Below are 12356 nucleotides of genomic sequence, written 5' to 3'. Positions count from 1 at the left end.
GCTTTTCAAGCGGAGATTACCATAGAACTTGGCAGCAGAAAGCGCTCAGTGGCTTAGCGTTGCACGAATGGCATGAAAGTCGTTTCTGAAAGCGTTTTCATGCTGGCATAGCTGGGTGACGAAGGCGCGATGGTCTGGCAGGTCTGCCACCGCCCGCGCCGACACGGCGGCGATGTTGGCGAATTCCTGGCGTGCCACGTCGGCCAGCCCCTGCAAGCCGGCCAAGGGCGGCATCGTCTTGGGGAAGCCCATGCCGTACAGGACGTATTGCCAGCTGGTGGGCGGGTACATTTCGAAATCGGTCAGGAAATCCATGCGCTGCGGCGGGCGGCAGCGCCACATGGCGAGCTTGTCGCGCAGGCTGTCGGTCCAGGTGGCGGGGTCGCAGTTGTCGATCCAGAATTGCTCACGGCGCTTGCTCAGGCAGTAGTGCAGCTTGATGAAGTCCACGATGCGGGCATAGCGTTCGCTCATGAACTGGTTGAAGTGGCGCGCCACCGGAGCCATTTCGCCGTTGTGCGGGAACAGGGCGCCCAGCATGTGCACCGCCGATTCCACCAGGCCGATGCCGGATGCTTCGAGTGGTTCGAGGAAGCCGCCGGCAAGGCCGATCGCTACGCAATTCTTGATCCAGTGTTGTTCGCGGTAGCCGACGCGCATGGGGATCTTGCGCACGTTCAGTCCATCCGCCGCCGGGCCGGCGTAGGCGCGCAGTACTTGCTCGGCGCGTTCGTCGCTGGTGTGTCGGCTCGAATAGACGTAGCCGATGCCGCGCCGTTCCTGCAGGCCGATGTCCCAGGTCCAGCCGGCTTCGTGTGCGGTGGAGATGGTGGCGGAGGCGATTGGCGTGTCCAGGGCAGGGTGGGGCACTTGCACCGCCAGCGCCGTATCGCACAACAGCACGTCGCTCACGCTGCGGAACGGCGAGCCAAGCGCGCCGCCGATCAGCAGCGCGCGGAAGCCGGAGCAGTCGATGTATAGGTCGGCAGTGAGCGCACCGTGTTCGCGGGTTTCGACGCTGGCAATGGCGCCATCGAGGTCGCGCTGCACGCCTTCGACGTGGTCCTGCACGTGGCGCACGCCGAGTTTGCGGGCGTGCCTGGCCAGCAGCCCCGCAAAACGGATGGCGTCGAAGTGGTAGGCGTAGTTCATCGGGCCGTTGTAGTCGCTGTCGCCGGGACGTTTTGGCGCGCGCTGCGCATCGACTACACGCTTTTGCATGGTGACGGCTTCGGCGAATGGCGTATCGCCCGCCAGGCCTTGCAGCCAATAGGGCAGCAGTTCCGGTGCGCCCGGGCGCTGGCTCGGCATCGAGAACGGATGGAAGTAGTGGTCGCCGCCATACAGCCAGTTCTGGAAGGTGATGCCTTGCTTGAAAGTGGCGCTCGATTCGCGCACGAATTCCGCTTCCGGAATGCCGAGTGCCGCCAGCGTCGCGCGCAGGGAGGGGAAGCTGCCTTCGCCTACGCCAATGGCGCCGATTTCGGGTGCTTCGACCAGCGTGATTTCCTTGCTGTCGCCGAACATCTTGGCCAGGTAAGCGGCGCACAGCCAGCCTGCGCTGCCGCCGCCAACGATGAGTATCCGCTGTGTTGGAATCGGTACCATTTTTGTCGTCTCCTTAAAAAATTTGTTGACTTTTTATTTTTTGAAAATGTACCATGAAAACGTTTTCAAGCAATAAGAAATCGTTTTCACAACAACAACCCGGAGACAATATGAAGTTTTCTGCAATCCAGATCGGGGTGCTGGCCCTGGTCGCGTCCGCAAATAGCGCTACCGCGCAACAAGCTCCCGCTGCGCCTGCCGCCAATACCGATTCCACCGTCGTGCCGGAAGTGCTGATCACGGCGACCAAGCGCACCACTTCCCTGCAAAAAACTCCGGTGGCGGTGACCGCCCTGGACGCAGCGGCGCTCGAAGACGCACACGTGCAAACCATCCAGGACGTCACCAACCTAGTGCCAAGCTTCCAGGCCACCGGCCAGGGCGACCACGGCGTCATCACCATGACCATGCGCGGCATCGGCAACGACTCCGCCAAGACCGAATACGCCGATCCTGAAGTGGCCTTCTTTGTGGACGGCATCTACTCGCCACGTCCGGAAGGCGCCACCGCGCTGCTGTTCGACGTGGAAGCGATTGAAGTGCTGCGCGGCCCGCAAGGCACGCTGTGGGGCCGCAACTCCACCGTGGGCGCGGTCAATATGCAGACGGTCAAGCCCAAGCTGAAGGAGTTCTCGGGCAGCGTCTCCGGCGGCATCGGCGATTACGCCCGCCTCGGCGCCCGTGCCGCCCTGAACGTGCCGACCGGCGACAACTCCGCTCTGCGCGTGGCGGTGATCCACGAGCAGCATGACGGCTACGTGAAGTACCAGACCTTGCCGAATATCTCGCTGGCATCCCAGCAGGCGGCTTACCTGGCAGGCGGCGGCGATCCCGCCAAGTTCCAGCCGATTAACCCGAACAACTACGTCGTCAACGGCCCGCGCTACAACGCGCAGAACCAGAGCGGCGTGCGCGTGAGCTGGCTGTACCAGCCGACCGATCGCCTGAAGTGGAATATCTCCTACGAGCGCTTCCAGGACCGCGGCACCCCGAACATGAACCTGATGCAGACGCCGCGCGCTGGCCAGGACGAGTGGTCGGCCCTGATCGATACCGCCCCGTTCCTGCACCGTAATGTGAACACCTTCCGCAGCCGCCTCGAATACGCGGTGAGCCCGGACATGTCGCTGACCTACATTGCCGGCCACTCCAAGTTCTCCGGCTCGTCCACCTACGACCAGGACGGCGGCCGCGTGCTGCCAACCAGCTTCACCACGGGCGGCGACTACCAGGCCAACAACACCGTCTGGTCCAAGTACAGCAGCAACAGCCACGAACTGCAATTGCAATCGGTCGGCCAGAAGGAAGTGGACTGGCAACTGGGCGCCTACTATGCGGCGGAAGACAACGGCATCCGCTTCGACATCCCGATCATGCACGGCACGCAGCAAGGCAGCGTGGCATGGCAAGGGTCCTTCATCCAGCCGAAAGAAACTGTGGATTCGCGCGCCGTGTTCGGCCAGGCCACCTGGAATGTCGGTAGCATGCACCTGACCGGCGGCCTGCGCTACACCTCGGACAAGCGCACCAACGAAGGTGGTAACGGCTATACCTGGAACGGCGACCCAACTGTGCCGCAGGTTCCGCTGAGCCCAAGCATCGACCCGACCAAGCCTGGCCAAGGCTACAGCCCAAGTGTGCCGTCAAACGATGGCCGCTACAAAGGCAGCAAGACCACCGGCCTGGCACGCCTGAGCTACGACGTCGACAAGAACCATATGCTGTACGCCAGCGTAGCTACCGGCTACAAGGCCGGCGGCCTGCAGGATGGCGGCCGTACTTACGATCCCGAGACCCTGACCAATTACGAGATCGGCAGCAAGAGCTCCTTCCTGGGCGGCGCACTGCGCATCAACAACGCCCTGTACTATGAGAACTTCAAGGACTTCCAGTTCAGTTCTCCAGTTACCAAGCCGGACGGGTCGCACATCTTCGTCACCAGTAACGTGGACGGCGCCAAGGTGTGGGGCTTCGAATCGGAAATCCAGGCCAAGCTGTCGCCGGACGACAAGCTGGCGCTGGCCCTGGCATACACGCATACCAAGCTGGGCTTCCTGATCGCCGGCTCGAACGACTATGCCCTGCCGTTCTGCCCGGACCTGAACTCGAACTGCCTGGACGTGACCGGCAACATCATGCCGCACGCTCCAAAGTTCTCGGCCCACCTGAACTACCAGCACACCTTCCGCCTGGCGAATGGCGACACCTTGATTCCGCGCGTTTCGGCACACTACGAAACCAAGTCCGAGCTGTCGATCTTCAACCTGGGACCGGAAGACCAGCAAGCTGCTTACACCAAGTTCGACCTCGGCCTGCGCTACCAGGGACCGAAGCAGTTCTGGGTGGATGCCTTCGTGCGTAACGTAGGCGACAAGCGCATCAAGACCAGCGCCATGAACGGCGCCAATGTGTGGGTGGCGCAGTACCTGCCTCCACGCACCATCGGTGTTAACGCGGGCATCGACTTCTAAGCCCGTCGCAACGCGGCCTGCCTCGTCCCCCGGGGCAGGCCATCCCTAAGCTTTTACCTGCGAAATCAAGAATGAAAGATACACGCCTGCCGCCCGACTTTCTCTGGGGCGTAGCCACCAGCGCCTTCCAGATCGAGGGCGCCAACCAGGAGGACGGCAAAGGCCTCTCTATCTGGGACGTTTTCTGCAATACGCCCGGCAAGATCAAGGATGGCAGCGACGGCAGCGTCGCCTGCGATCACTACCATCGCTATCGCGAGGACGTTGACATCATCGATTCCCTCGGTGTCGACGCCTACCGCTTCTCCATCGCCTGGTCGCGCGTGCAGCCGGACGGCAAGGGCGCCTGGAATGAAGCCGGCTTCGCCTTTTACGACCGCCTGATCTCAGCCTTGCACGAAAAAGGCAAGCAGGCCTACGTCACGCTCTACCACTGGGATTTGCCGCAAGCCTTGCAGGAAGAGGGCGGCTGGCTGAATCGTGCCACCTGCGAATACTTTGCCGAATACGCGGCCGAAGTAGCACGCCGCTTCGGCGATCGCGTGGCCAGCATCGCCACCCATAACGAGCCTTGGTGCACGGCGAACCTCGGTTACGGCAACGGCCAGTTCGCGCCGGGCGTGCGCGACGCGAAGGCCGCCGTCCAGGTTTCGCACCACCTGCTGTTGTCCCACGGGCTTGCAATGACTGCCATGCGCGCAGTCGGCTCGAAGGCGAAACTCGGCATTGTGCTGAACCAGTGGACCGCCGATCCGGCCACCGACAGCGACGCCGACCGCGCCCTGGCGGAAGTGGAATACGCGCGTTCGGTACAATGGTTCATGGACCCAATTTTCAAAGGCCGTTATCCGGAACTGGCGCTGCGCCACCATGGCGCCAATGCCCCGCAAGTGGAGGCCGGCGACATGGCCGCCATCCACCAGCCGATCGATTTCCTTGGCGTGAATTACTACTTCCGCGCCTTCTGCAGCGCCGAAGACCCGCCGCGCACCCCGCCGCTGGAAAACGGCCGCACCGACATGGGGTGGGAAATTTACCCGCAAGGCCTGACTGAATTGCTGCTCAAGCTGAAAGGCGAATACGAGCTGCCGCCGATCTACATTACTGAGAACGGCATGGCCAGCAGCACGCCGCAGCACGATGAGGAGCGCATCTCCTTCATTTCACGCCATTTCGATGCGCTGGCCAGCGCGATGCAGCAAGGCGTCGACGTGCAAGGCTACTTCATGTGGAGCTTGCTGGATAACTTCGAATGGGATTCCGGCTACGCCAAGCGCTTCGGCATCGTCCATGTCGATTACGCCACGCAAAAGCGCACGCTGAAAGACAGCGCGCATTGGTACCGTGAGTTCATCAAGGTGCAGCGCTCATGAACCGCTCGCCGCTGCAGTGGGTGCCCACCGGCTATTTCGCGATGGCGATGGGCTACATGATGCTGACCAGCGTCACCTCCATCATGTTCAAGAACCTGGGCATGGACAATGGCCGCGCTGCGCAGTATTCGAGCATGCTGATCCTGGCCTACACCATCAAGCCGCTGTTTGCGCCGGTGGTGGAAATGTACCGCACCAAGAAGTTCTTTGTGCTGGTCACCCAGTTGCTGCTTGGCCTGGGCTTCGGCGCGGTCGCCCTGGTGATGGGCATGCCGGGTTCGATGGCGCTGATGATGGTGCTGTTCTGGATCATGTCCTTCATCGGCGCCACTATGGATATTGCCAGCGATGGCGTGTACGTCACTTCGCTCAGTTCGCGCAGCCAGTCGCTGTACTGCGGCGTGCAAAGCCTGAGTTGGAATATCGGCCCGGTGGTGGCTTCCGGGGTGCTGGTCTACCTGAGCGGCCGCCTGCATTCGGACTACGGGATGGATTGGCTGGGTGCCTGGCGCATCGTCTTCGTCGCCGTCGCGGTCCTGCTGCTGGTGATTACGGCCTGGCACTGGCGCGCCATGCCGGATGGCGCACGTGCGGCCGATACGCCGGAAAGCCTGGCGCAGGCGGGGTTCATCCTGCGCGACGCCTTCAAGACCTTCTTCGAAAAGCGCGGCGTATGGACCATGGTGGCCTTTGCGCTGTTGTATCGCGTGTCGATTGGCTTGCTGGAAAAGATCGGCCCGTTCTTCATGGTCGATCCGGTCGAGAAGGGCGGTCTGGGCATGTCCAACGAGTTGCTGGGCATCGTCTATGGCACCTATGGCTTGCTGGCGGTGCTGGCCGGCTCCCTGATTGGCGGCTGGTATGTGGCCAAACGCGGCCTCAAGCCCGTGCTGTTCACACTGTGCTGCGTGCTGAATATTCCGATTGCCACGTTCCTGCTGATGGCGATCTACCAGCCCTCCAACCTGTGGGTGATCGGCGCCGGCGTGGTGGTTGAGAAGTTCTCCTTCGGCTTTGGCTCGGTAGGCTTCATGATCTACCTGATGCAGCAACTGGCGCCCGGCAAATACACCACCACCCATTATGCGTTCGGCACTGGACTGATGGGCATGTGCGGCATGTTGACCGGCATGGTCAGCGGCCACCTGCAGGAAGCCATGGGCTACGTCAGCTACTTCTGGCTGGTGATGGCGGCGACCGTGCCATCGTTTATCGTCACCTGGTACGCGCCTTTCCACCATGAAGAAGCGCGTACCGCGGCCGACGCCGATCAACTGCAGTGTGAGGCCGGCTGACGCTTGCCGTCGCGGGCGCCGATCACGTCGCGGATGGCGGTGACCACCACTTCGGGATTCGCCTGCTGCATCTGGTGATCGGAGTCCACGATCACCTTGCAGGCTTTCGGATACATGTTCTTGACCATGGTGCGGGTCTGCTCGTCGTCGTTGACGGTGCCGAGGTCGACGGCCACCGCGCCGGCCGACTTGGGCACGTTGAACAGTCGAACAACCGGAATGTCGTCACTCCACGGCATGGCCAGCATGGCCTGTCCGGTGCTGTTGATCTGGTCGACTTCCGCCTCCATTGCGGAATTCAGGAACACGTACTTGGCCATGCGGGTCATGAGCGGAAAGTCTTCCGGCTTCTTGATGATGCCGGGGTAGATCGAGTCGACCAGCACCACGCCCTGGACTTCCTGCGGGTAGGCGCGCGCATACATCTGCATGTACAGGCCGCCGAGCGAATGGCCAACCAGGGTATAGGGCGGCTGCAGGCCTTGCTGTTGCAGCAGCTTGCGCAATTCTTCCACCACGGTCTTGCCGTCGCGCGGCGTCGCAGGCTTGTCGCTCTTGCCGTAGCCGGGGCGGTTGTAAGCAAACACGTTCGCCTCCTTGGCGATTTCGGGAATCACCTTGTCCCATTTGTCGAGCGTGATGCGTGAACCATTTTCAAAGACCACGGTGGCCGGTGCGCCGGGTTTGGCGATCTTCAGGACTTCAATCTTATGGCCGGCAAAATCCTGCAGCAGGGCTTCGCTATGCGCCTGGGTGCTTGCCAACGCCATTGCCAGCAAGGGCAGGGTGAAACGGTTCAAGGGCATGAGTGTCTCCAAGTTGAATAACGGAGGCGATTCTGACTGGCGCCACCGTCAGCTACCCGGAGATTGCGACAAGTTGTCAAAAATGATGCTTGAATTGCACAAATCGCAGCCTGGGAGCTAGAATAAAAGTCACTACCTTTGGGGGAATCGCCATGACGCCAATCCTGTTTGCCTTGCCCGGCAATGAAGCAACGACAGCGCAATTGTCGGCATTGTCAGGCTGGGAGCAGGGGAGTTTGCAGGTGCGGCGCTTCCCGGATGGCGAATCCTACGTGCGCTATCACTCGGACGTGAAAGGACGCCAGGTAGTCCTGGTCTGCACCCTGGACCGGCCGGACGACCGTTTCATGCCCCTGTATTTCGCCGCCTGCATCGCCCGCGACCTGGGCGCCGCCAGCGTGGGCCTGGTCACGCCTTACCTGGCCTATATGCGGCACGACGCCATCTTCAATCCCGGCGAGGGCATTACTTCCGCCCACTTCGCGCGGCTGGTGTCGGGCGTATTCCACTGGATGGTGACCATCGATCCCCACTTGCACCGCCACCATGACCTGGCCGAGATCTATACCATCCCGACCCGCGTCGTGCGCGCCGCGCCGGCCATATCGCAATGGATCGCCGCCAATGTGGCGCAGCCGTTGGTGATCGGGCCGGACGCCGAGAGCGAGCAGTGGGCTTCCGAAGTGGCGCGCGGCGCCGGCTGCCCCTTCATCGTGCTGCAAAAAGTGCGCCGCGGCGACCATGACGTGGAAGTCTCGGTCCCGGAGACTGAGCACTGGCTGCACCATACCCCGGTCATTGTTGACGATATCGCATCCACGGCCCGTACCATGATTGCTGCCGTCGGCCACGTGCGCCGCGCCGGCCTGCCGCCGCCGGTATGCGTCGCAGTCCACCCGCTATTCGCCGGCACGGCGTTCGAAGACTTGCAAGCTGCCGGCGTAGCCCGTACCGCCAGTTGCGACACCGTTCCGCACAGCAGCAACGCCATTCCTGTCGCATCCTTGCTGGCTCCGGCCCTGGCAGACATGACACGGGGCGCAGCCTAAGCTATATTCCTGCCTATGTGGAATTGGATTCGTAACTGGTATCGCAAGCTGCGCATGCCGTCAGCCTACCGCGCTTACGAGCGCAGGCTGCGTGCCGCCCATGAGGAAGAGGCGCGCAGGAAGTTTTCAACTGTGCGCTACGAGGCGCGCCTGCTGGCAGCCAACAAGGCGATGGAGGAGCGCGCCCAGCGCCGCTTCGACATGCCAGTCGCCAAACTGCAGCTTGAAGTGGTGGCGCTGGAGAAGCAGCTCGAGTCCTGCCTTGCGCAGTTAAACAATTTCGAGCGCCCCTTCCGCGACGAGTACGAAGAGCTGGAAGCGGAAATGGCCCTGCTGGGCGAACGCCGCCGCAATGCCTACGCGGCCAAGGACATCAAGGCCATCGACGAAGTCAACGCGGAAATCGCCGAACTGCAAAAGCGTACCAATGCAGTACGTGGCGACCTGGCCGTGCAGACCGACCTGCGCGACCAGGGCCTGACGCCAGAAAAGCTGCGCCGCACCGTGCAGCGATGCGAGGGCCGCCTGCAAACCATCCAGGACGAGCAGGAGCGCATCCAGCGCGAACGCGCCAACTACATGAATCACTCGACCGACCGTGCCGAAGTCGATGCAATCGAACGCGAGATGCTGGCGCTGGAACGCAAGCACATCCAGTTCCTGCGCGACTTCGACTCGCCTGCCGAACGCCGCCGCCGCGAACGCGCCCACGAACAAACCTGGCTCAACGGCGCCTAATCGCCCCACCTTTAATCTGCATCAACCCTTGGCATGTTCGCGCCGGTCCAGCGCTGCCTATACTTGGCTTGTCACGCCCTGCCTTTGCACGGCGGATCGTCGGGAGGACGGCCATGCGCAACCAATCCCTTGGCAGCAATATCGGTGCGATCCTGCGCCGGTGCAAAAATATGGAAACGTCCATGCGGCGCGCAGGCTTGCCGGCTTTCCTGGCCTGCTTGCCGCTGGCGCTGCTGGCCTGGCAGTATGCGCTGATCCTGCGCAAAAAAAATGCCAACATCAGCCGCATCAGCCGCCGCATCGAGCGTTGGCAAGGCACGGTTTCGGAACTGTCCGCCCACGATTACGCCCGCACCGAATTCATCGATCTTGACCGCAGGATGCGTGCCGATATCGAGGGCGCCTGCGATTCCATGCGCACGCTGCGCGATCTGTGCGTGGAAATCTGCGAAATGTTTAGCGCTGTCGGCTACCAGTCGCCCATGCTGCAGCGCGGCCGGGACCGTTTCGATGCAACGGTCAAAGAGGCCTGCCGGCTGTCTCAAACATTGATCGACCTGGTCGATGCGCATGACCGGCGCGCGCTGGCGACCCGCCAGCAGCAGCATGCGATCGAACAGGCCGGCGCGGCGAGCGCGGCGGCACATGCTGCGCGCGCTGCCGCCGAGGCTTAGAAACCTTCCAGCACAATCTTGCCGCGCGCGCGATTGCTTTCGAGCAGGGCGTGCGCGCGTTTCAGGTTGGCGGCGTTGATGGCGCCGAAGCGCTCTCCCAGCGTGGTTTTCAGCACGCCGCTATCCACCAGCCGCGACACATCGTTCAGCAGGGCATGTTGCTGCGCCATGTCCTCGGTTTCAAACATGGAGCGCGTGAACATGAACTCCCAATGCAGCGACACGCTCTTGCGTTTCAACAGGCGCACGTCGATATGCGCAGGATCGTCGATCAGGGCCAGTTTGCCTTGCGGGGCCACCAGTTCGGCCAGCGCGGCGAAATGGTGTTCGCTTTCGTTCAGGCTGGCGATGTAATTGACGGGCGGCAGGCCGAGGCGGCGGATTTCTTCGTCCAGCGGCTTGCTGTGATCGATGACGTGGTGGGCGCCAAGCGACTTCACCCACTCTGCGGTTTCAGGACGAGAGGCGGTTCCGATTACGGTCAGTCCCGTCAACTGGCGCGCCAATTGCACAAGGATGGAGCCGACGCCGCCAGCCGCGCCCGTCACCAGCAGCGATTTGCCGGCTTCGCGTGCGGTGTCGCGGCTTGCGCCCAGGCGGTCGAACAGCAATTCCCAGGCAGTGATGGCGGTCAAGGGCAGGGCGGCTGCTTCGGCGAAGCTGAGCTTGGCCGGTTTGTGGCCGGCGATGCGTTCGTCAACCAGGTGCAGTTCGGCATTGGTGCCCGAGCGGCCAAGCGCACCGGCATACCAGACTTCGTCGCCCGGCTTGAACAGGCTAACGCCGGGCCCGACTGCACGCACGATGCCGGTGGCATCCCAGCCCAGCACCTTGGTCTCGCCTTCTGCCGGGGCGACATTGCGGCGGATCTTGGTATCCACCGGGTTGACGGAAACAGCCTTGATCTCGACCAGCAGGTCGCGGCCGGTAGCAACCGGTACAGGCAATTCAATATCGATCAGCGCATCTGCGTGGTCAATTGGCAGGGAGGTGCGATAGGCAACAGCTTTCATGCTTGTGTCTTTCGTAAAAAGTGGCGATGTCGGTATCTTCGATCATCACGGCTTCATGAAAAAGACTAAAATCATGGAAACACTTTCAAAGGATTGCTGAAAATGCTGCGCCTGGACGACCTGGAAGTCTTCGTCAACACGGCTGACCGCGGCAGCCTGTCGGCGGCAGCGCGCTCGCTGGATATATCGCCGGCGCTGGCCAGCGCCGCCCTGAAACGGTTGGAAGATGAGCTGCAACTGCGCCTGTTCGCCCGCACCACACGCTCGCTGCGCCTGACGGCGGAAGGCGAGCATTACCTGCGCCACGCGCGGGAAGCGGTGCGTCAATTGCGCGAAGGGCATGAGGCGATCAGGCAGGGCCAGCAGGAATTGGCTGGCTTGCTGAAAATTTCGATGCCATCGGATGTGGGGCGCAATGTACTGTTGCCGTGGCTGGATGCTTTCCAGGCCGAGTATCCGGCTATCAGCCTGCAGCTATTCGTCAGCGACCGGGTCGCCGATATGTACCGCCAGCCAGTCGACCTGGCCCTGCGGTACGGAAAGCTCGATGATTCCAGCCTGGTGGCCATGCCTATTGCGCCCGGCAACCGGCGCGCGCTGGTGGCTTCGCCTGAATACTTGCGCCGGCACGGCACGCCGGCCAACCTGGACGAACTGGCGCAGCACAATTGCTTGCGCTTTGCTTTGGATGATGTGCTGTACGACCGCTGGGCCTTCCCCGCCCAGGGCAAAGTAGTGCAAGTCAGGGGCAATCGCAGCAGCGATGATGCCGACCTGGTGCGCCGCTGGGCGGTAGCGGGATTGGGGATTGCCTACAAATCACGGCTGGACGTGACCGCCGACCTGAAGGCCGGTCGCTTGCGTCTGCTGCTACCAGATGTAATGGGTGAAGAGGTGCCATTACAGCTGGTTTGCATGCATCGCTCGCAGGTCACGCCCGTCGTGATTCGTTTGCGCGACTATTTGCGCGCTCAGTATGAACAGCTATGCGAGACTGAAGCTTAATAGGCTTTGGAGAAGATCAGCAGCCAGCGGCTGAACAGCAGAACTTCCAGGTGGCCAGGCTGAACGCCGGTGTCGCACTCGATGATCGGGTTCACAGCGTAGAAGCGCTTGCGGAAGTCGCGGCACACCAGCACTTCGCGTTTGCCGAAGCGAACCAGGAAAGACATAGGGGCATATTCCAGGCCAAAGCGGGAGCCGAAGGTGCTGTGCATAGTGGTCATGACGAATTCCTTTTGCTGTGTTGTGTGTTTAACGAGTGATTAGAATAACACAAATACTGTATGAATCAACAGTACTGGATGAAAAATCAGGTTTTTTTATTAA

The 12356-nt window shown here is 61.7% G+C and carries 11 protein-coding genes; 7 read left to right on the top strand and 4 right to left on the bottom strand.

Translation table 11 applies throughout. The features are described 5' to 3' along the window. Positions 1-45 precede the first annotated feature (45 nt). Positions 46-1608 carry a tryptophan halogenase family protein gene (locus tag ASD58_RS22200; protein WP_057263392.1) on the bottom strand — a complete coding sequence of 521 codons (1563 nt, stop codon included), beginning with the start codon at positions 1606-1608 and terminating at the stop codon, positions 46-48. Positions 1609-1718: 110 nt separating this feature from the next. On the opposite strand from ASD58_RS22200, the gene ASD58_RS22195 reads away from it, so the two are divergent. The 3 genes from ASD58_RS22195 to ASD58_RS22185 all read left to right on the top strand — a co-directional run bounded on the left by ASD58_RS22195 (position 1719) and on the right by ASD58_RS22185 (position 6747). Then, positions 1719-4079 carry a TonB-dependent receptor gene (locus ASD58_RS22195; protein ID WP_057263391.1) on the top strand — a complete coding sequence of 787 codons (2361 nt, stop codon included), beginning with the start codon at positions 1719-1721 and terminating at the stop codon, positions 4077-4079. Positions 4080-4150: 71 nt separating this feature from the next. Next, positions 4151-5452 (top strand): GH1 family beta-glucosidase, encoded by a 1302-nt coding sequence (locus ASD58_RS22190; RefSeq protein WP_057263390.1) that lies wholly within the window; start codon positions 4151-4153, stop codon positions 5450-5452. Next, entirely contained in the window at positions 5449-6747 is a 1299-nt protein-coding gene (locus ASD58_RS22185; protein ID WP_057263389.1) for an MFS transporter, read from the top strand. Before ASD58_RS22190 ends, ASD58_RS22185 begins: the two co-directional genes overlap by 4 nt. Here ASD58_RS22185 and ASD58_RS22180 read toward each other — a convergent pair. After that, positions 6723-7553, bottom strand: a complete 831-nt coding sequence (locus ASD58_RS22180) for an alpha/beta fold hydrolase (RefSeq protein WP_057263388.1) — start codon at positions 7551-7553, stop codon at positions 6723-6725. The two genes, ASD58_RS22185 and ASD58_RS22180, sit on opposite strands and share 25 nt — an antisense overlap. Positions 7554-7705: 152 nt before the next feature. Here ASD58_RS22180 and ASD58_RS22175 point away from each other — a divergent pair, with 152 nt between their 5' ends. From ASD58_RS22175 to ASD58_RS22165, 3 genes are all read left to right on the top strand, one after another. Then, positions 7706-8602 (top strand): ribose-phosphate pyrophosphokinase, encoded by an 897-nt coding sequence (locus ASD58_RS22175; protein WP_057263387.1) that lies wholly within the window; start codon positions 7706-7708, stop codon positions 8600-8602. A gap of 15 nt (positions 8603-8617) precedes the next feature. Further along, a complete protein-coding gene (locus ASD58_RS22170) occupies positions 8618-9340 on the top strand; it encodes a hypothetical protein (protein WP_057263386.1) in 723 nt (240 codons plus the stop codon). Positions 9341-9453: 113 nt separating this feature from the next. Continuing rightward, complete coding sequence (locus tag ASD58_RS22165; protein ID WP_057263385.1) at positions 9454-10014, top strand: hypothetical protein; 561 nt, start codon at positions 9454-9456, stop codon at positions 10012-10014. On the opposite strand, the gene ASD58_RS22160 is transcribed toward ASD58_RS22165, so the two are convergent. After that, positions 10011-11027: a zinc-binding alcohol dehydrogenase family protein gene (locus ASD58_RS22160; protein WP_057263384.1), complete on the bottom strand. Its 1017-nt coding sequence runs from the start codon at positions 11025-11027 to the stop codon at positions 10011-10013. The two genes, ASD58_RS22165 and ASD58_RS22160, sit on opposite strands and share 4 nt — an antisense overlap. 102 nt (positions 11028-11129) lie before the next feature. Between ASD58_RS22160 and ASD58_RS22155 the strand changes: the two genes are divergently transcribed. Beyond that, the gene (locus tag ASD58_RS22155) at positions 11130-12032 is read left to right on the top strand and encodes a LysR family transcriptional regulator (protein ID WP_057263383.1); all 903 of its coding nucleotides are present in this window, start codon (positions 11130-11132) and stop codon (positions 12030-12032) included. Here ASD58_RS22155 and ASD58_RS22150 read toward each other — a convergent pair. Beyond that, positions 12029-12253, bottom strand: a complete 225-nt coding sequence (locus ASD58_RS22150) for a hypothetical protein (protein ID WP_057263382.1) — start codon at positions 12251-12253, stop codon at positions 12029-12031. The genes ASD58_RS22155 and ASD58_RS22150 overlap by 4 nt on opposite strands. Between the last annotated feature and the right edge of the window lie 103 nt (positions 12254-12356).

It is taken from the genome of Duganella sp. Root1480D1, from assembly GCF_001427305.1.
Lineage (GTDB): Bacteria > Pseudomonadota > Gammaproteobacteria > Burkholderiales > Burkholderiaceae_D > Rugamonas.
This window is presented reverse-complemented; position numbering and strand designations above follow the sequence as displayed.